Source organism: Mesorhizobium sp. M1227 (assembly GCF_040318315.1).
GTDB lineage: Bacteria > Pseudomonadota > Alphaproteobacteria > Rhizobiales > Rhizobiaceae > Mesorhizobium.
In genome coordinates, this window is the sequence record NZ_JAMYLZ010000010.1 from 128,891 (window position 1) to 146,948 (window position 18,058).

Here is an 18,058-nt window from a genome sequence, read left to right on the forward strand (position 1 = left end):
TCTTCTCGAGGGACTTTGGAGACCGACGCAATGTCCTCGCTCAGAGCCAAAATCCAAGATGTCTTCAACGAGCCCGCCTGCGAGCAGAACCGCGGCAAGGATGCCAAGGCGCGCAAAAAGGGCTGTTCGAAGCCACTGACCCCCGGGGCGGCGGCCGGCGGCTGTGCCTTCGATGGTGCCAAGATCGTGCTGCAGCCGATCACCGACGTTGCGCATTTGATCCATGCGCCGCTCGCCTGCGAGGGCAATTCCTGGGACAACCGCGGTGCGGCTTCGTCCGGGCCAACGCTGTGGCGCACTAGCTTCACCACCGATCTCAGCGAACTCGATGTTGTGATGGGGCAGGGCGAGCGGAAGCTCTTCAAAGCGATCCGCGAGATCAAGGAAGCGTATGGGCCGCCGGCTATCTTCGTCTATCCGACCTGTGTGACGGCGCTGGTCGGCGACGACATCGAGGCCGTGTGCAAGCGCGCTGCGGAAAAGTTCAGCCTGCCGGTGGTACCGGTCAAGGCGCCGGGCTTCGTCGGCTCCAAAAATCTTGGCAACAAGCTTGCGGGCGAGGCGTTGCTCGATCATGTCATCGGCACGGTGGAGCCCGACGATGCCGGCCCTTACGACATCAATATCCTTGGCGAATTCAACCTCTCGGGCGAATTCTGGCTGGTGAAGCCGCTCCTTGATAGGCTCGGCATCCGGGTGCGCGCCTGCATTCCGGGCGACGCGCGTTACTTCGACATTGCCTGCGCGCACCGCGCCCGGGCGGCTATGATGGTGTGCTCGACCGCGCTCATCAATCTCGCCCGCAAGATGGAGCAGCGCTGGGAGATCCCATTCTTCGAGGGCTCCTTCTACGGCATCACCGACACCTCCGAAGCACTCCGGCAGATCTCTCAGCTGCTCGTGAAGAAGGGTGCCGATCCGGAGATCCTCGGCCGCACCGAGGCATTGATTGAAGAGGAGGAGGCGATTGCGTGGAAGAAGCTCGCGGCCTACGGGCCGAGGCTCGAAGGCAAGCGCGTGCTGCTCAACACCGGCGGTGTGAAGTCCTGGTCGGTCGTCCATGCGCTGATGGAGATCGGCATCGAGATCGTCGGCACCTCTGTCAAGAAGTCGACCGTCGAAGACAAGGAGCGCATCAAGCAGATCCTCAAGGACGACAACCACATGTTCGAGCAAATGGCGCCGCGCGAGCTTTACGCCATGCTCTCAGAACACAAGGCCGATATCATGCTGTCGGGCGGGCGCACGCAGTTCATCGCGCTGAAGGCCAAGACACCCTGGCTCGATATCAACCAGGAGCGCCAACATCCTTACGCCGGCTATGACGGCATGGTGGAACTCGTACGCCAGATCGACCTCGCCATTCATAACCCGATCTGGTGTCAGGTGCGGGAGCCGGCACCATGGGATTGCCAGCCTGCGGTGAGGGAGGAACTGCCGCGCACAAAGAGCGAGACCGCGACTGTCCAGGCTTTCAAGAAATCCGCCGGCACGATAGCCGACGATCTCGGCGAGTGGTGAGGAGGCGATGGTCCGCATCCTTCCCCAGACCAAAGCGGCGGCGGTCAATCCGCTGAAGTCATCGCAGCCGTTGGGTGCCGCCCTCGCCTTCCTTGGGGTCGACGGCGCGATGCCGTTGTTCCACGGCAGCCAGGGGTGCACCAGCTTCGCGCTCGTGCTGTTCGTTCGGCACTTCAAGGAAGCCATCCCCTTGCAGACGACGGCGATGGACGAGGTGGCGACGATCCTCGGCGGGGCAGACCATCTGGAAGAGGCGATCCTCAACCTCAAGGCCCGCACAAAGCCAACGCTGATCGGGGTCTGCACGACGGCGCTGGTGGAAACCCGGGGCGAAGACTGCGCAGGGGATATCGCCAATATCAGGCTGAAGCGCCAGGAAGAACTCGCGGGTACGGAGGTGGTGCTGGCTAACACACCGGATTTCGATGGCGCAATCGAAGAGGGTTGGGCCAAGGCTGTCACCGCGATGATCGAAAGGATTACACGGCCCGGCCAGCAGGCGCGGCAGTCGAAGAAGATCGTGATCCTGCCTGGCTGGAACCTCACTGTCGCTGATATCGAGCATTTACGTGAGATGGTTGAAAGCTTTGGACTCAAGCCGGTGATTCTGCCGGACGTCTCCGGCTCGCTCGACGGTACTGTGCCCGACCGCTGGGTCACGACCACCTATGGCGGCACCAGCGTCGAGGATATCCGCGAGCTTGGCACGGCCGAGCAATGCATCGTCATCGGTGAGCATATGCGCCGCCCGGCCGAGCTGCTGCAGAGGTTGACCGGCGTGCCTTACGTGCTGTTCCGGTCGCTGACTGGATTGAAGGACGCCGACCGGTTCGTCTCGCTGCTGTCCGCGGTTTCGGGCGCGGCGGCGCCGGCTGGGGTGCGCCGTCGACGGGCGCAGTTGCAGGACGCGTTGCTCGACGGACATTTCCACTTTGGAGGCAAGAAAATTGCGATCGCTGCTGAACCAGACCAACTCTACCAACTCGCGAGCTTCTTCATCGGCATGGGCTCCGAAATCGCGGCGGCGGTCACCACGACCGACATGTCGAAAATTTTGGAGGAAGTACCGGCGCAGTCGGTTCAAATCGGCGATCTTGGCGATTTGGAAGCTCTTGGCGCCGGCTCTGATCTTCTCGTCACCCATTCCCACGGCCGCCAGGCGGCGCAGCGCCTCGGCATTCCGCTCATGCGGGTCGGCTTTCCGATCTTCGACCGGCTCGGCAGCCAGCACAAGCTCACAATCCTCTACCAGGGAACCCGCGACCTGATCTTCGAGGTCGCCAACATTTTTGAAGCCAACCGGCACGCGCCGACGCCTGAGGCGCTTGATCCACTCCGTAAGCGAGAAATCCCAGATGAGCTCCGTTCGTCGCCTCTCGCTCGTCACTGACGAGGTTCACGCACCGAGGCCGGAACCCCAAGCCGGCGCATTGCGCGTGGCGATCGCCACGCAGGACATGAAGAACCTCAACGCCCATTTCGGGTCGGCCAGGCGCTTTGCTGTCTACGACGTGATGCGCGAGGAGTGGAATCTCGTGGAAGCCGTGGCCTTCGATGACGTTTCCGACGAGAGCGGAGAGCACCGAACTGAGGGCGATGACCGCATCACCCCGAAGGTGGAGGCGCTGAAGGGCTGTCATCTGCTGTTTTGTCTGGCGATCGGCGGACCTTCGGCAGCCAAGGTTGTTTCGGCAAAAATTCATCCGATCAAAGTGCCGCACCCCCAAACCATCCAAGAGGTGCTGTTGCGCACGCAGATGATGCTCAGGACGTGTCCTCCCCCTTGGTTGCGCAAGGTGCTGGCGCAGGCAGGTGTCGCCGAACAGAAACCGTCCTTCGAGGACGAGGACTGAAATGAGGAGTGGGCGAAATGTCTGACGCCGTGGTTAGCCCTGCTGTCGCCGAAGACGAGGAGGCCCTTGCCACCCCGTTCGTCAAATGTCTCGTGCGGCTGGTCCGGGCTCATGATTCCCACGGGTCTTGGGAAGGCAAATCGGACGCCGAGCTGCTGGGCGACTTCATCATCACCAGGGAACAGCGCCGTTCGATCCCGATCATCGGCGATCCCGATCCGGACGTGCTGTGGAGGCTCGAGATGTTTTACACGGCCGTCGGGCTTGCGATCGAGGAGCGCTCCGGCCTGATGGCATCGCCGATGATGGAGATGAGCCATGAGGGCTTCGGGCGCGTGCTTTTCACGGCCGGGCGGTTGGTCGTTCTGTCGAAGACCCTGCGCGACGTCCACCGGTTCGGCTTCGAGACGTTCCGGAAACTCGCCGCGGCCGGTACCAAACTGGCCGGCGATGCGACCGCAGCCATTGAGGCTCATCCCGAGGTGGCGCGGGCGTGATGGAACCAATTTGCGATCAACGGGATCGTGTCAGGCCTTGAGGACATGCGATGGCCAGCCCTCTCAATCGAGGCCGATGTGGTTCTTGGGGCAGCGCTGATGAAGCCACTGGTCCTGATCTGTTCGCAGGATCCGGAGTTCTATCTGGTCCACAGCCACATTCTGGAGGTGGATGGCTTCACGATTCAACTGGCCGGCGGCGTGGAGGAGGCGCTTGCATTGGCCAGTGAACGGGCGCCGAAGGCCGTGGTGCTGGACTGCCAGCCAACAAGCGCGACAGGCTCCACAATCTGCGCCCGGCTCAAGGGGGAGCCCCGGACCGGCGGCCTGCCCGTTATTGCCCTGATCGCGCCCGGCGCCGAGAACCAGCACCTCGATCTCTGGAAGGCAGGCATTGACGAGAGCTTTGTGCGGCCCTTCGCGCCGGCCAAGCTGCTTGACTGTCTACGGATGAAGCTGGCGCTGCCAAAGCCGGGTTCGAACGGGATCGAAAACGGCGGCTGGATCTCCTGTGGCGACCTTGAGATAAGGCTCGATGCCCACCGCGTTCGGGGTAATGGCCACGAAGTCCACCTTGGGCCGATCGAGTTCAACCTGCTGCGGCTTTTGCTTGAGACTCCCGGCAAGGTCTTCACCAGAGACGAGCTGATCAGCGCGGCCTGGCCGCCCAATATCCATGTCGGTGTACGCACCGTGGATGTCCATATCAGCCGGCTCAGAAAGGCGCTGAAGGCGGCCTCCCCCTCCAGCGTCATTCGTACCGTCAGGTCGGCCGGCTACTCGCTCGAGTGGCCGGACGGCTGAATAGATAACCGATGTGGTGCCACTCCGCATTTCCGCCGTGCTGAGGGCAAGTCTTGCGGCTTCGAAACGCGCCGGCAGGTACGACATATTCAGAAAGAAGCAGTCAAATGGCTTTCAGAAGCGTACTCATTGTGACGGGAGCTGACCACTCCGATCAGGATGTCAGAACAGCTGCCAGCTTGTGTGCCGAAGTCGGCGCGTATCTTTCCGTACTGGTGATGTCGCCTCCGCCGCTCATTATGCCTTCTCCGGTGCTCGGCGATGGCATCCCCGAGTGGCCTGGACAACACGCACAGGCCATCGCCACACTGGACAAACGGTTTAGGCAGATCGAAAGATTTTCACAGGACATGGCCAACCTGGAAAAGACATCCAGGGAAATTCACAAACTGCTGAGAGCCACGTGGCGGTGCTATGATGTCGATACCGAACACTGCGACAAGGCTGGCGTCGGTGAGGCGGTGCGACAGCGGGCGCTCTGCACCGACCTGACAATCATCGGCCCCGCACTTCTCAACGACACTAGTCTCGGACCTCTTGTTATCAACGGCAGCTTGTTCGATACGGGAAGGCCGGTGCTTGTCGTACCGAAGGGCGCTGACCCGACTCTGTCGCCACGGCGCGTGCTGGTCGGATGGGATTCGCGAGCCGAGGCGTCCCGTGCGGTTCGGGGAGCGCTGGATCTGCTATCCGGTGCTGAGGAAGTTCGTGTCGCCCTTGTCGATCCTGAGGCGGCCTGCACCGGAAGCGGCGCCGAGCCGGGAGCCGACATCGCTGCCTATCTCACTCGGCATGGTGCTCGGGTGTCGGTCGACCGGCTGGCGAGCGCCGGCAAACCGGTGGCCACTGTGCTCGCGCAGCACGCAATCGATACGTCTGCCAACATGATAGTCATGGGCGCTTATGGCAGCCGACGGCTGCGCGAGCGGCTCTTCGGTGGCGTCACAAGATGGATGGTGGGGAAGCCGCCATTGCCGCTGTTTTTGGCTCGCTGACGGGTTCCGAAGCAGCACCGATGCTGTTCGAAGCTCTATTCCCCTGGGTCACCTATCCTGATGCCAAGTCGGAGAGAAAGGCCGCGGCAAACGCGCAAGTTTCGCGAAGCTCCTCGGAGCCAATCTGCACGCGCCGTCGCCGAGAACATCGCGGACGTCTCGCGTTCGGGGTTCTGCTCGACCGAGATGATCCGTAACGCGGAGACCGACGGCCGGCAGAGGTACAGGCGCTCCTCAATGCAGTCAAAACCGAGGCTTCGCAGGTCGGCGTCAGGTCGAGAAAGAGCGTCGTTTCAGCGCGGCAGGGCGAGTTCGGACCCGTAGCCGGCATCGTAATTGGCGTTATCACGATTCCCTCACCACTGGCCGGGAGCTGAACACCGCAACGACCGTGCAGGGGCCAAGGTACCGACCTTCGAGTCGGAGGGTCGGGCTCTTGCCGGCCTCGGCGCGAACGATGGCATCAATCACGTTGTCATCGCCTGGAAGGTAGCCGGTCAGCGGCGAAGGCGGCCGCATCTTCAGCGTTTTCAGTCGGTCCGGTTCGGCCCGACCCGACCCGCGTGGCGACCGAGCGGCCTTTGGGGTTGGTCAATCCCGACAACGCTCACATTCGAACAAGGTGGTCCCTGTAGCGCCTGAGCACAGCGGAACACAGAAGATAACGAGCCCGCAGAGTTCACCGGCCGGCACACGCCGGTACTCATCCTGGCCTTTTTTCGCCACGATCATCATCGTCAATCTGACGATGGCGGTATTGGCGAGCCGCAGCTGGACCGGCTTCGTCGTGAAGAACTCCTATGTCGCCAGCCAGGAATTCGCAAGGCGCAAGAGGGCAGGGCGCAGGCGGCGCTCGGGATGGAGCGCCTCCCTGCAGTCGCAATGGCGAGATCCGCTACCGCCTGAAGGACCGGAATGGCAAGACGCTAAGCCGGTGGCGTGAAGCGGACGATGACGAGCCTGGCGGTAGCCAACGCAGTCACGATGTCCATCTGCTCGTCCATCAGCCCGAATATATGTCGAGTCGTCCGTGGCCACGCTTCTCTGGCGACGCGAAGCGCGTGATGCGTGTCCAAGACCTGACAGTGGCAGAAAACATGTCGCGTCCAATACAATGGGATCTTGGGCACCCGGAAGTCTCCAAGTGGAATCAAGCATTTACTGCGCGCTGAGCGCGTTGGCACGGCCTTTGCGAATTGAGATTCAGCAACACTGAGTGAAGGCTGACTGCACGCAGATGCGCGAGACGAGCGATGCTCTCCCTTCCTTGAACCCTCGTGCCCCGTCTCAAAGGGGGAACAAGCTCGCGCATAAGGTCACGCGACCTTTGGCAACAGCTTTGGAGAGCAACATGGTAGTGCAGCTGGGGTCACCGGCCCCTTCGATGAAAGTGGAGGACTGGCTGCGTGGCGAGCCCCTGACGAACTTCCAACCCGGCAAAGTGTATATCGTCGAATTTTGGGCAACTTGGTGCGAACTATGTGTGGCGGAGATGCTGGAGCTGATGCGGCTCCAGGAAAAATACAAGGGCGGCGGACTTGAAGTTGTCGGCGTCGCGGCTGATGAAGACGCTCCAACGGCCGTTGAGGCTCGAACCAAGTTGGACGCGTGGTTGACCGAAAAGTGCTCGCATCTGAACTATCGGATCGCGTTCGACTACACAGGTGAAGTGAAAAAGCTTTGGAGGGAACCCAGCTTTTCTGTTGGGATTCCGACCTCGTTCGTGGTCGACCGAGACGGCCACATCGCCTTTATCGGTCATCCCAGCCAACTCGATGAGATTTTGCCGAAAGTGCTCAACGGCAGTTGGAGGATCAGCGATAAAGCTAAAGCCGCCGATACGGAGCGGATCGCCACAAGCGAACCCATGGCGCGCGAACAAGCGTTGAAGCAGCCGATCGATGACAGATTCTGGGCGGCGGTGAAGTTAGAAGATTGGAAGACGGCGCTCTGGGCGATCGAAGAGGGCATCGCTTTGATGCCGGACGACATCAATTTCCGCCTGGCCCATGCGCATCTGTTGCTTCACAAAATTCAAGACATGTGGACCGGCTTGCCCGTGATGCGCCAATTGGTTCGCGACGCGATCGACAAAAACTCCGAAGACTGGATGGTATCGGCGCTAGACCAACTTTTCCATCCCGCCAATGACCATTCGCGCCTTCCCCCTGCTGAGCGCTTCGCGATGGGCAAGGAGCTGTCCGAACACATTCTGGCACTGAATCCCCCGCAAGGCGACAGCCCTAAGTTCCGGTCTTATCCCGCGGTCGCCCGGTACTATTACGAGAACGGCAACAACGATCGCGCGATCGAGTTGGTCGAACTGGCACTGCAGTCGCTGGACGGTCCGGAGCCTGTCCCGGACGAATTGAAAGAGCACCTTCTACCGGATTTGCTGCAGGCCCTCGCCAACTACAGGGGTGGGAAGGTTTGTTACGGCGCTCTCTGTGCGGCTCCGCAAAACAATTTGCCGAAGGTGCCAAAGCGCGGTCGGCAGAGGAGAAAAAACAAAAAGGGTTGATTGGTCGAAATGGATTACTGGCCAATTCGTCCATTTCCCTGGTGTGGCCGCAGCAAGGAGGGCCCATGCAGCACTTGGTCGATTGTTTGCAGCAGGATCGAGGCTCGAATCTTCATGACCTGTGGCTGCATTGCGGCGGAAATAATGTTCGACGCGAGTTCGCGTGGAAGACCTCGCAGTCGAGGAGGTGTTCAAGGTCGGCCACGGGGACATCAATTGCGTGGACTGGGCCGCCCCGAGCCGGGCGTCGGCTGCGCAAGGGTGCCCGAAGTAGGCGTCCCCGAAAACAGGCAGCGTGCTTCGAGGAAGAGGACTGAAACTGGGGAGAAGGCGAAATGTCTGATACCGCGATCAGCCCTGCCGAGGACGAGGCGGCGCTTGCCATGCCTTTTGTCAGATGCCTCGTGCGGCTGATCCGTGCTCAAGACTCCTACGGCTCGTGGGAAGGCAAATTGGACGCCACGCTGCTGGCCGACTTCATCGTCACCAGAAAACAGCGCGCTGCGATGCCTGTCATCGACGATCCCGATCCTGATGTGCTGTGGAGGCTCGACATGTTCTAAACCGCCGTCGGGCTCGCGATCGAGGAGCGCTCCGGCCTGATGACATCGGCAATGATTGAGATGAAATTCACGAGGACTTGGGGCCGCATGCTTTCCACGGCCGGGCAGTTGGTCATTCTGGCAAGACGTTCATCGGTTCGGCTTCGAGACGCTCCGGAATCTCACTGAGGCCGGTGCGAAACTGATCGACAATGCGACCGCAGCCACGGAAGCCGGTCCCGGTGTGGCGCCGGCGTGATGAAACCGATTTCGAGGAAGGGTTATGTCAAAGCTAGATGAAATGGGGAAGAAGGTCCGAAAGCTTCAGCTGCGCGCAGCAGTCGCCAAGATGAAATTGCGCGACCTTGCAGAGGATCTCCCGGGAAAATGGACCGAGATAGAGGACGTTGCCAAGGAAACGTCCGCGGTTTTTGCCGAGTTGGATGGTGCCAAGAGAGAGCTCGCTGCAATGAAGAAGTTACGATGACGAGCACATTCACCACCCGCGACGGCTCCGGATGGATGCCGGAATATCTCACCGCTATAGACGGCACGACCTGCATCGGCTGCGGCCGCTGTTTCAAAGTCTGCTCTCGCGAGGTCATGCATCTTTACGGCGTCGATGACGCGGGTGAAATCCTCGGCGCCTGCGACGGCGAGGACGACGACGACTTCGATGGTGAGCTCAATCGCATGATTATGGTCGTCGACCATGCCGGCCGCTGCATTGGCTGCAGAGCCTGCGGCCGCGTCTGCCCAAAGAACTGCCAGACCCATGTTGCGGCCGATCAGGTCGCAGCATGATCTGAGGAGACAAAACCAGGAGAACGGCGTTGCCCTTTAGAATCTTTTGTCGCGTCCTGGGCCTGGTGCTGTGCAGCACCGCACTGATTGGCTACTTCGTTTCTCATTCCATTGGCACAGTAGTCATCACGACGCTGACTTGTTCGCTGCTCCTTCAGCTGGCATATTTCGCAAGCGTGCTCTTTCTGATCTGGCGGTCTGGCTGCGTTAGCCGAGCTGGCCAAAGGGCTGAGCATTTCGACAGTTGCAAGGAAGTTGGATCCGAGCCGCCAGACCTTGATGAGGTGACGAATGAATCCCCAGATTTGCTCCAGCGCGATCAAATGCTGGCCATATCGCTGCTGCTGCCTTGAGGCGCCATGAAAAGGTCAGTGCTCAAGCTGGCGCCACTTTGGACCAACCATAAACATTGAGCAGATATTAGAAGGAATACTGTGCTTGGACACATGCCGGCATGCTCGTTGGATTCGCCAAGGACGGTCGACAGCGCAACGTGCTCGGTATCGATGCCTCCGCCACCCCGCCCAAACCAAGGCGCAGGTGCTAAGTATTGCCCGGGATACTGCGAAGCTCGTCAAGTTGGGGATGGAAATCGTCCAGGATGACGTGGTGTTGCTCGAGGGGTACGCGTCTCCCGGTTACGGCCTTCCGTCCGAGGCAACGAAGCAGGCCATCCGCCTGTGCGCGCGGCTCGAGGGTATAATTTCCGATCCCGTCTACGAGGGCAAATAAGGGATGATCAACCTCGTCCAGAAAGGCTTCTTTCCAGAGGGATCGAGCGTGCGCTACGCGCATCTCGGCGGCGGGCCGGCCATCAACGGGTACAGCTACACCTTCCGCAACGGCTGACGCTCGACAGATTGCGATTTCGCCGTCCTGCCGTGCCGGCGATGCGCCCAAAGTAGGTGCGGGCCGCCCAGCAAACCGAGGGAGCCGGCGGTTGATTGCCGCCCAACGCGAAGCTGACTGAGTTTATTTGGAAAACTTTGATCGATGGATATTTGCTGAGGAAATCGAAAATCGCTGGGAGTATGATCATAGCAATATTGGAATTCTAGTTGATAGGCCAGACATCCCAAGCGACTTAGTTCAATATCTGATGGCCGGCGAAACAACGTTCGATCAGAATTAAATGAACTAACTTGTTATTTGAAAGTTCAGGCTTCGCCAATAGCGCCAGAAAAGTGGAGGCAGCCGATGATCTTACAGGAACTGGGCTCTGCCATCCCGGGCGGCAGGGTTTTGGAAATAACGACGACCACCGGCTGCATCGTCGGATGTTCTTATTGTCCGCAGGACAAGTTCGCCCATCGGCAAAGAGCGGTCTCTCATGTGAAGCATCTTCGTCTTGAAAATTTCAAGCGATGTCTGGCGCGCGTACCAACTTCCGTCGACATAGTTTCGCCGGGTACTGCGAGCCTTGGCTCAATCCGGATTGCACCGAAATGGTCGATCACGCTTACGCCAGGGGCCATGGCGTCCGGATTTTCACGACGCTTGTAGGAATGAAGGGGCGGGATCTACACCGCTTGCAAGCGCTGCGCTCAAGGGTATTCGTGATCCATTTTCTCGATGATGGCGCATACATGAATAGCCGCCTCGTCGGAGACAATTATCTCGCTTTGATTCGTCAAGTGGTCGACACAGACATTGCCTCAGTTCGGTTTATAGTCCTGGGCGAGGTCCATCCCGATATCGTCGAGATAGTCCCCGCCGACGCGCTAGTTCGCGCCCGCCTCTGAGCAGCAGGGGTGGAAGCGTCGATCCGAAGATCGTCGAACCACGGCAGCCGGTCCAAACGGTGACGTTACGCTCTGGATTTTGAACGGCGCCACGTATCGGGCAATCTTCTGCGCGACAAATACGAAGATCTCTTCGAAGGGTCAGCTTTTTGTGAGATCGTCGACCGCATGAATGGGACGGATGGTGTTTGCAGGATGTGCGAATATGCCCATGCAAAGGCGGCCGCATGCTGATTGGGGGCCGGCGAACCGCCTGAAAGCGGGGCCGGGACGAATGTCGATCCTCTCGAAACTGCATAAGGCGGGCCGCCTCCATCGGCCTCGCGTGAACCTGGTCGATGGAGTCAAGTTCCCTACTTTTACGCGGCTTCGACGATCCTGTGGTTGCATCTCCCAGCACGAAGCTGTCTGTAAGCTTTTATTGGCCTAAAAGGGGGAGAACCGGCTTAGTCTGGTCCGACATCCAGATTTTATTATCCTCCGCTGTCGGCGTTTTTGAGACCCTGATCCTCATTTAGGCAGAGTTGGTCGAGACGCTTCAGAAACGGTCCGAAGCGGCTCCGACATCGAAGAACGCCGATCGTCGCCGCTACACCGCTCGCTCGCTAGAGCGCTGTTGAGGGCGCGCTCGCGAGCGGCTTCGCTACCGGCCGAGCTAAACCACCAGCCGGGGCACGAGGGGTCGTGTTGCTGCCGGACCGGCCTGCAACGCCTTAGCATGCTGCTGCACGGCAGAAGCGCCGGTCACATGAACCGGTCTAGCGCTGAGCTTGATAGGACCGGCAGGGCGTTTCGCCGGGTACAAGCAGGTGCGTCAACTACCAGATGCCGTAGTATCGACGCCTGCCCGAAAACTCTACAACTGAATTCGTTCCAACGCATTGACCGAGAGATATGGGCATACATTACCACATGACGACGGGAGGTTTCCAAGTGCGTCTGTGCAGCAGTTGAGCTGCCGCGCAAGCCCCGGTCTCCTTTATCGCGGAACTTTTGAGGAGTATGAAGCAAACAAATTTGTCGGAAGTCACCGACCTCCAAAGGGTGTCCGGACTGTGCTGATCTTTGGTGAAATTGAAGAACAACCGCGACCGACCAAAACGCATAAACCAATCTCTCGTTGAACGCGACTCTACATGCAGAGGGATCTTGAAATGAACACCGACGTTTTTACGACTTATGAGTCTAACGTTCGTCGCTACGCGCGGTCGTTTCCCACAGTCTTTACGAAAGCCCTTGGGGCGACAATCTGGGACGAGGCCGGCAACCCATATATCGATTTCCTCGTAGGGTCCGGCGCCCTGAATTATGGACACAACAACCCGAATATTATTGCACCAGCAATCGAATACATGGTTGGCGAGAACATTCTTCTATCGCTCGACATGTATACGGCGGCAAAACGTGACTTCATTGAAGTGTTTGTGGATTCGATCCTGAAGCCTAGAGGCCTTTCCTACAAAATACAGTTTCCTGGGCCGACCGGCACAAACGCTAACGAAGCGGCACTGGCCCTGGCGCGAAAATATACCGGCCGCTCAAGCGTCATGGCCTTCACAAATGCGTTCCACGGCATGTCGCTCGGCTCCCTGGCGGTGTCGGGTTCGGCGTCAACCAGGGAACTGGGCGGCGTTGCTCGCCATGATGTGATCCGTGTCCCCTACGACGGCTACCCCACGCAAGCTTTCGATTCCGCTAGCTACATCGACTATGTTTTAGGCGACCCGGGGAGCGGCATAGAAAAGCCAGCCGCAATCATTCTGGAGACTATCCAGGCAGAAGGCGGCCTGAACACTGCATCTGCAGCATGGCTCACAGAAATTCAGCGCATTTGCCGTACGCACGGCGTCCTCTTGATCGTCGACGACATTCAGGCAGGTGCGGGACGAACGGGCGATTTTTTCTCATTCGAGTTCGCGAAGATCGACCCCGACATTGTATGCCTTTCGAAGTCCCTAAGCGGTTCAGGCAGTCCGTTCTCCATCGTTCTGATCCGCCCCGACCTGGACATTTGGAATCCCGGAGAACATAGCGGCACCTTCAGAGGCAACAATCTCGCCTTCGTGACTGCAGGGGCGATGTGCAAAATGTGGTCCGGTAGGCAGTTTACTGCAGGCGTCGAGCGGACAGCCGTCAAACTGCAAAGACACCTTGATCGCCTCGTTGCCAGATTTCCCAAGTGCATCGACCAAAAGCGCGGCCGCGGTCTGATGGCCGGCCTCAAGTGCCGTTCGCAGGCCGTTGTCGGCCGTGTGCACGATGTCGCATTCGAAAATGGCCTACTGATCGAATCTTCAGGACCAAATCGCGACGTCATCAAAGTCCTCCCACCGATAACCATCACCGATGACGAACTCGATCATGGCATCGCCATCCTTGATCACGCACTAAAGGAGCAAGCCAATGGAGACTAATCAAGTATCCCAAGCCCCAGCCACCTCGCCTGTTGCGATCAGAGAACGAACCGGCTCGATCAGCACTGCGGACATCATCTCAGTCCTGAAAGGTGAGATCACCGCTCTGCACATCAGGCAAGCTTTCAGCACCGAAATAGCCGAGGAGATCACCGCGAACTTCAGTGGCAGTCCCGGTCTCAAGGAGCGTAAGGATGGCGTCCCCGGACAATATGTCGGCGCATCCCATTACAGGAAGGATGCAGCCACCTATTTTGCAGAGGCGGAAACTGCGCGACCGTACGTCGACGCCCTTTTTGAGAATCTGGTTGATCCGGTCCGAGCATTGTTCGACGCGTTGAGGCGCGAGCTTCGCAAACAGGGCATTGAGTTGCGGCTGGCCCGTTCGGAGCACGGTCAGGCCAATGTCTGTCGCGCTCTCAGTTGGTCTGGCAGCGGCACATTCTCCTTGGACCCCCACGACGACGTCGCTCAAGTGTTATGTGCTGGGAACGATTACGAGCTTTCTGCGGTGGCGCACAACACCGTCGCAGCACTCAACTTCTATCCCAGCATGCCCGAGGAAGGTGGCAATCTGCGGCTCTGGAGCCACAAGCCGACAGTCACCGACCGAAAGTCTCAATGTGTGGAGACTACGGGATATCCCTATTCGGCAGCCTATCTCGAGGGCGTTCCTTGTCGCGACTTCCAGCTCAGGGCGGGGGATATCGGCCTGATCGATGGCGGTTTCGTTCACGGGGTCACCGGTCAATCAGGCAACGGAAAGCGTCGCCTAGTGCTGAACAGCTTTTTCGGGTTTGCCCAGCCAGATCTAGTTCTCTGGTGGACCTGAGGTTGGATGTCACGGCGACCGACCGACCTCCGCTGCCAGTGAAGGCGTCACATCCGCCGCAATGGGGGCCTTCAGTCACGGCCCCCCGGGCTGATCCGAACCGACATTATCATGAAGCTCTTGGCCCTCCAGGTGCTACCGGTCTCGGACAGGATCGCCAATTATTCGGGCTGGACCCAATTAACCGCACCATCGCGCGGACCGCGCAAGTTCAAGAAAACTCTTGCCGCCACCGATGTAATAGCTTGACACGCCAATCTGAGGTCGCCGGATTTCGACTTCTTGATCGGTAGGTCGTTTGCGCGCCGACTAAATGATGCGGTATGTAAAACACTCCAAAATATCGATATGATGGTCGGATATAGGATAGAAGCATATCACAACAGCGGCTTTGTTTTGGCTATGTTGCGTTCGTATAATGCAAGCATAAAATAACTTCAAATTAAAATAACTACGCCGATTGCATTGAGATGTTAGAGCTTTGACGATGCTGGCCTGCTGAGGACGGCTCGCGAAGCCCTAGCCTTACGGCCGGCAGCTTTGGTGCGCCAGTGACAACATCCAGCGCAAATGGCTACGGAGCAGAGACCATGGAACCCCCGCGGATGACTGCTGTCTCTCAACTTCGAGGGCTCTCAACCAGAGTGTCCGACCAGTTTTCTTTGGTCCCGGCGATGCATTTCCCTGAGGCTGCCAGGGAGGCGTTTGCGCGCGACTTTGGCCGATTTCTCGACCAAACCGATCGTGTTGCAAAATCCGAGCGTTTGTTCGACCTGATATCTGATTTTGCCCTGAATTTTGATTGTGCGTGGATCGCGTATGGCTCTCTTGCACCAGGCCAAAAAGGCTTAAAGCCGGTCGGAGGCGATCCGGCGGTCATGCTGAATTATCCTCATGAATGGCAGGAGCGCTATTTCGAAATGGGTTATGACAGGATAGACCCCACCATCAAGAGGAGTCGGAGGCGAGCAGAAGCCTTTCGGTGGAGCGAGGTGTACAACGACGAAAGCACGACTGAAGACGAACGGCGCGTTTTGGACGAGGCGGCGACGTTCGGCTTAAGATCGGGCATTAGCGTTCCATTGCACGGCCCCGACGGCCGCTTTGCGATCATGAACTTTGCTCAAGCCTGGGACGGTGAATTCCAAAATAGAGCAATCACCTACTTGCAGCTCGCCGCGTTACACTTCCATCTGAGAGTCGGTAAGTTCGCTAATTCAAGCGGCACCGAGGAGGCACCTAATCTTTCTCCAAGAGAAAAAGAGTGCATCCTATGGACCGCGAAAGGGAAATCGTCGTGGGAAATAGGTAAGATTGTAGGAATATCTGTAAATACTGTTAACTTCCACATAAAAAACGTGATGCGAAAAATGGATGCGGCCAGCAGAACAACCGCGGCTATAAAAGCGCTAAAATTCGGAATTATTGAATTGTAAAACTCGGCTTCCAAAATGTCGCGCAAAGCACCCTCAAGCCTAAGTCAACGGGTGAGCTGTTATACCGGATGACCGGCCACTGAGAATTTCCTCCATCTGAGATTAGAGTCCGGGCCTTGATTGAAGGACGGACTGATGAAGAGAAAGCGGTTTACGGAAGAGCAGATCATCGCGGTTCTGCGCGAGCATGAAGCGGGTGCGAAGGCGGGCGATCTTGCCCGCAAGCATGGGATCTCCGAGGCGACGCGTATAACTGGAAGGCGAAGTATGGCGGGACGTCTCCGATGCCAAACGGCTGAAAGCCTTGGAAGACGAGAACGCCAAGCTGAAGAAGCTGCTCGCAGACCAGATACTCGAAGCCTCGGCATTGCGCGAGCTTCTATCAAAAAAAATGTATAGTCCGCCCCGTCCGTGCAAGGTGCAAGGTGTCGCGCCATCTCGCCGATACGCGCGAGCGCCCGGTTCCATCGCAACTCCAGTTCCGCCGCGACCAGCCGGTTCTTTGGATCGATGGCATCGTACTGCCTGAATGCCCGATCGGCGCTGTAGCGTGCCGCCTCCAGATCGCGCACCAGCGCATTACGAACCTGATCGCGGCGACTGGCCGCTTGTGCTTCGGCCTCGACGACCGCGGTAATCGCTCCCGGCTCGACAACCCGCAGAAGACCTTGCTCGCCAACAGGAATAGCGCGGAATGTTATGTGGTCCCTGTGTAGCGGCTTGGCTGGCAAATCCAGCCCATGCTCGAGGAGCCAGAGCAGGGCCTGCCAGGCGCTGCCGAGTTCGGCCACCTTGTCGAAGACGAGAATGATGACGTGTCCTGGACACGGCGATCGGAATCCTTCTCAAGCCTGTCGCCGACCTTCACGAAGCCGACAGGGGCCGAGACAATGAGCTCGCCGCGCCGGGCCTCCTCGTAGTGTGCCGACAGGACTTTCACATGGCGCGTCTCGAGGCAGATGACCGGCAACCCGACACTCGCCAGCCCCTCGAAAAGCCATTGCGACAATGGCCCGGCCTCGAGACCGACCCGTTCAATATTCAACGCAGGATCGTTCAGCACGGCGAGGAGATCGTCGGGATTGCTGACGACCTTCACCTCGCGGCAGATCCTGCCGGCTTCATCCACAATGCAAACGGCGGTCTCTTTCACCGCGACACCGAGGCCGATAAAATGCTTCATGCTGCGCTTCCTTTCCTGATGCTTGTGGCTGGTTAGACAGACCATGCTCTATCATGAGCTCGAAGCGCAGCACCTTCCTGCCTCACCGTTGAAGATGGGCGCAAGCCGAATACCCCATCTACACCGGACGGAGGACCATCAAATCACCACCTTCGCCCTTGGTCATAGCTCATAGCGGCCCGCTCACTAAGTGATCGTCCTGAACTGGCCCCTCGAGCTCCTTCTTCGCGAATTATATGGCGGGGCTCAATCCGGGCACCGAGTTCTTCGCCGGCGCCAACAGAACCCATTTTCCCGTCCCATTGCCGTGCCTGATCACAGGCACCGAGAACCACCTGAACCTTCTGTGGCGTACGCCACCGGCGAGGCTTTCAATTACCCACATCGTGGGCGGGCCTATCGCCGCGTATGAATCTGCCGTGATTCTGTCTGTGGCGCCGAATCACGGAGGCGTCACGGATGCGAGACAAGACCAGCAGCAGCGAAGCCGCTTGGCAGGAGGAAGAGCTTTCTACGGCGGCCCTTCCCGACAAGCGGTTTGGCCCGTCGGTTGCGACGGTTGCTGGATCAGATGTCAGCTGCGCCGGGCAAGCCAATCCCGGCGGCCTGCGGCGACTGGGCGGCGGCGAGGGCGTCCTACCGCTTCTTTGACAACCCGCGCGCCTGGCTCGCCGATATCCTGGCGCGCATCGCAGCCCAGCCAGTACAGGGGGATCGACGAACTTCTCCCTTGGAAGTGGCGCCGCGAGGGCCTCGACGCCGCGGCCGCCTGATATGCACATCGATGAAGTCTGCCGCGTCAGCACGGTCCGGGCGACGTTGCCTTCACCGACTTCGGCATCGAGCAGTTGCAGGAACTCATCGCAATTCACTGCGATCAGCTACTCGACCATAACCCGGTGGGCTGCTGGGGC

18 protein-coding genes and 4 pseudogenes are annotated in these 18,058 nt (G+C 58.9%); 21 read left to right on the top strand and 1 reads right to left on the bottom strand.

The annotated features are described in order from the left end of the window. The first annotated feature begins 30 nt into the window (after positions 1 to 30). From nifE to NKH28_RS15465, 19 genes and pseudogenes are all read left to right on the top strand, one after another. The gene (gene nifE / locus NKH28_RS15375) at positions 31 to 1,521 is read left to right on the top strand and encodes a nitrogenase iron-molybdenum cofactor biosynthesis protein NifE (RefSeq protein ID WP_352979463.1); all 1,491 of its coding nucleotides are present in this window, start codon (positions 31 to 33) and stop codon (positions 1,519 to 1,521) included. Between the two features lie 7 nt (positions 1,522 to 1,528). Continuing rightward, positions 1,529 to 2,911 (top strand): nitrogenase iron-molybdenum cofactor biosynthesis protein NifN, encoded by a 1,383-nt coding sequence (nifN, locus tag NKH28_RS15380; RefSeq protein WP_352979465.1) that lies wholly within the window; start codon positions 1,529 to 1,531, stop codon positions 2,909 to 2,911. Beyond that, positions 2,877 to 3,374 (top strand): nitrogen fixation protein NifX, encoded by a 498-nt coding sequence (gene nifX, locus NKH28_RS15385; RefSeq protein WP_352979467.1) that lies wholly within the window; start codon positions 2,877 to 2,879, stop codon positions 3,372 to 3,374. The genes nifN and nifX overlap by 35 nt, the downstream gene beginning before the upstream one ends. A 17-nt stretch (positions 3,375 to 3,391) precedes the next feature. Then, positions 3,392 to 3,871 (top strand): NifX-associated nitrogen fixation protein, encoded by a 480-nt coding sequence (locus tag NKH28_RS15390; RefSeq protein ID WP_352480403.1) that lies wholly within the window; start codon positions 3,392 to 3,394, stop codon positions 3,869 to 3,871. Positions 3,872 to 3,898: 27 nt separating this feature from the next. Beyond that, positions 3,899 to 4,675: a response regulator transcription factor gene (locus NKH28_RS15395; protein WP_352739315.1), complete on the top strand. Its 777-nt coding sequence runs from the start codon at positions 3,899 to 3,901 to the stop codon at positions 4,673 to 4,675. A gap of 107 nt (positions 4,676 to 4,782) precedes the next feature. Next, positions 4,783 to 5,670 (top strand): universal stress protein, encoded by an 888-nt coding sequence (locus tag NKH28_RS15400; protein WP_352979470.1) that lies wholly within the window; start codon positions 4,783 to 4,785, stop codon positions 5,668 to 5,670. 748 nt (positions 5,671 to 6,418) lie between these two features. Continuing rightward, positions 6,419 to 6,613 carry a FixH family protein gene (locus NKH28_RS15405; protein WP_352979472.1) on the top strand — a complete coding sequence of 65 codons (195 nt, stop codon included), beginning with the start codon at positions 6,419 to 6,421 and terminating at the stop codon, positions 6,611 to 6,613. 408 nt (positions 6,614 to 7,021) lie between these two features. Further along, positions 7,022 to 8,191, top strand: a complete 1,170-nt coding sequence (locus NKH28_RS15410) for a TlpA disulfide reductase family protein (RefSeq protein WP_352979474.1) — start codon at positions 7,022 to 7,024, stop codon at positions 8,189 to 8,191. A 335-nt stretch (positions 8,192 to 8,526) separates the two neighbouring features. Beyond that, positions 8,527 to 8,992: pseudogene (locus NKH28_RS15415) on the top strand (NifX-associated nitrogen fixation protein). 24 nt (positions 8,993 to 9,016) lie between these two features. After that, positions 9,017 to 9,220, top strand: a complete 204-nt coding sequence (locus NKH28_RS15420) for a CCE_0567 family metalloprotein (RefSeq protein ID WP_352571114.1) — start codon at positions 9,017 to 9,019, stop codon at positions 9,218 to 9,220. Further along, positions 9,217 to 9,537, top strand: coding sequence for a ferredoxin III, nif-specific (gene fdxB / locus NKH28_RS15425; RefSeq protein ID WP_352979476.1), 321 nt, complete (start codon positions 9,217 to 9,219; stop codon positions 9,535 to 9,537). Before NKH28_RS15420 ends, fdxB begins: the two co-directional genes overlap by 4 nt. Positions 9,538 to 9,566: 29 nt before the next feature. Then, complete coding sequence (locus NKH28_RS15430) at positions 9,567 to 9,890, top strand: exopolysaccharide production repressor protein (RefSeq protein ID WP_352979478.1); 324 nt, start codon at positions 9,567 to 9,569, stop codon at positions 9,888 to 9,890. An 89-nt stretch (positions 9,891 to 9,979) separates the two neighbouring features. Next, positions 9,980 to 10,386 (top strand): annotated as a pseudogene (locus tag NKH28_RS15435) (PALP domain-containing protein); the annotation flags it as partial. Positions 10,387 to 10,901: 515 nt separating this feature from the next. Next, complete coding sequence (locus NKH28_RS15440; RefSeq protein ID WP_352979480.1) at positions 10,902 to 11,279, top strand: hypothetical protein; 378 nt, start codon at positions 10,902 to 10,904, stop codon at positions 11,277 to 11,279. Between the two features lie 1,154 nt (positions 11,280 to 12,433). Further along, positions 12,434 to 13,693 carry a diaminobutyrate--2-oxoglutarate transaminase gene (gene ectB, locus NKH28_RS15445; RefSeq protein ID WP_352979482.1) on the top strand — a complete coding sequence of 420 codons (1,260 nt, stop codon included), beginning with the start codon at positions 12,434 to 12,436 and terminating at the stop codon, positions 13,691 to 13,693. Continuing rightward, entirely contained in the window at positions 13,683 to 14,525 is an 843-nt protein-coding gene (locus NKH28_RS15450; protein ID WP_352979484.1) for a 2OG-Fe(II)-dependent halogenase WelO5 family protein, read from the top strand. Before ectB ends, NKH28_RS15450 begins: the two co-directional genes overlap by 11 nt. Before the next feature lie 644 nt (positions 14,526 to 15,169). Beyond that, positions 15,170 to 15,961 carry a LuxR family transcriptional regulator gene (locus NKH28_RS15455; protein WP_352979486.1) on the top strand — a complete coding sequence of 264 codons (792 nt, stop codon included), beginning with the start codon at positions 15,170 to 15,172 and terminating at the stop codon, positions 15,959 to 15,961. A gap of 135 nt (positions 15,962 to 16,096) precedes the next feature. Further along, positions 16,097 to 16,364: pseudogene (locus NKH28_RS15460) on the top strand (transposase); the annotation flags it as partial. A 22-nt stretch (positions 16,365 to 16,386) separates the two neighbouring features. Further along, a complete protein-coding gene (locus tag NKH28_RS15465; RefSeq protein WP_352979524.1) occupies positions 16,387 to 16,677 on the top strand; it encodes a hypothetical protein in 291 nt (96 codons plus the stop codon). 179 nt (positions 16,678 to 16,856) lie between these two features. Here the strand turns inward: NKH28_RS15465 and NKH28_RS15470 are convergent. After that, positions 16,857 to 17,144: pseudogene (locus NKH28_RS15470) on the bottom strand (IS110 family RNA-guided transposase); the annotation flags it as partial. Between the two features lie 459 nt (positions 17,145 to 17,603). Here NKH28_RS15470 and NKH28_RS15475 point away from each other — a divergent pair. Next, positions 17,604 to 17,795 (top strand): hypothetical protein, encoded by a 192-nt coding sequence (locus NKH28_RS15475; RefSeq protein ID WP_352979526.1) that lies wholly within the window; start codon positions 17,604 to 17,606, stop codon positions 17,793 to 17,795. Beyond that, positions 17,716 to 18,039 (top strand): transposase DNA-binding-containing protein, encoded by a 324-nt coding sequence (locus tag NKH28_RS15480; protein ID WP_352979521.1) that lies wholly within the window; start codon positions 17,716 to 17,718, stop codon positions 18,037 to 18,039. Before NKH28_RS15475 ends, NKH28_RS15480 begins: the two co-directional genes overlap by 80 nt. Positions 18,040 to 18,058: the final 19 nt, after the last annotated feature.

Bases quoted from the DNA above. Each gene is read 5' to 3' on its own strand.
- nifE (WP_352979463.1), top strand. From the start codon at position 31: ATGTCCTCGCTCAGAGCCAAAATCCAAGATGTCTTCAACGAGCCCGCC.
- nifN (WP_352979465.1), top strand. From the start codon at position 1,529: ATGGTCCGCATCCTTCCCCAGACCAAAGCGGCGGCGGTCAATCCGCTG.
- nifX (WP_352979467.1), top strand. From the start codon at position 2,877: ATGAGCTCCGTTCGTCGCCTCTCGCTCGTCACTGACGAGGTTCACGCA.
- NKH28_RS15390 (WP_352480403.1), top strand. From the start codon at position 3,392: ATGTCTGACGCCGTGGTTAGCCCTGCTGTCGCCGAAGACGAGGAGGCC.
- NKH28_RS15400 (WP_352979470.1), top strand. From the start codon at position 4,783: ATGGCTTTCAGAAGCGTACTCATTGTGACGGGAGCTGACCACTCCGAT.
- NKH28_RS15405 (WP_352979472.1), top strand. From the start codon at position 6,419: ATGGCGGTATTGGCGAGCCGCAGCTGGACCGGCTTCGTCGTGAAGAAC.
- NKH28_RS15410 (WP_352979474.1), top strand. From the start codon at position 7,022: ATGGTAGTGCAGCTGGGGTCACCGGCCCCTTCGATGAAAGTGGAGGAC.
- NKH28_RS15420 (WP_352571114.1), top strand. From the start codon at position 9,017: ATGTCAAAGCTAGATGAAATGGGGAAGAAGGTCCGAAAGCTTCAGCTG.
- fdxB (WP_352979476.1), top strand. From the start codon at position 9,217: ATGACGAGCACATTCACCACCCGCGACGGCTCCGGATGGATGCCGGAA.
- NKH28_RS15440 (WP_352979480.1), top strand. From the start codon at position 10,902: ATGTCTGGCGCGCGTACCAACTTCCGTCGACATAGTTTCGCCGGGTAC.
- ectB (WP_352979482.1), top strand. From the start codon at position 12,434: ATGAACACCGACGTTTTTACGACTTATGAGTCTAACGTTCGTCGCTAC.
- NKH28_RS15450 (WP_352979484.1), top strand. From the start codon at position 13,683: ATGGAGACTAATCAAGTATCCCAAGCCCCAGCCACCTCGCCTGTTGCG.
- NKH28_RS15475 (WP_352979526.1), top strand. From the start codon at position 17,604: ATGCGAGACAAGACCAGCAGCAGCGAAGCCGCTTGGCAGGAGGAAGAG.
- NKH28_RS15480 (WP_352979521.1), top strand. From the start codon at position 17,716: ATGTCAGCTGCGCCGGGCAAGCCAATCCCGGCGGCCTGCGGCGACTGG.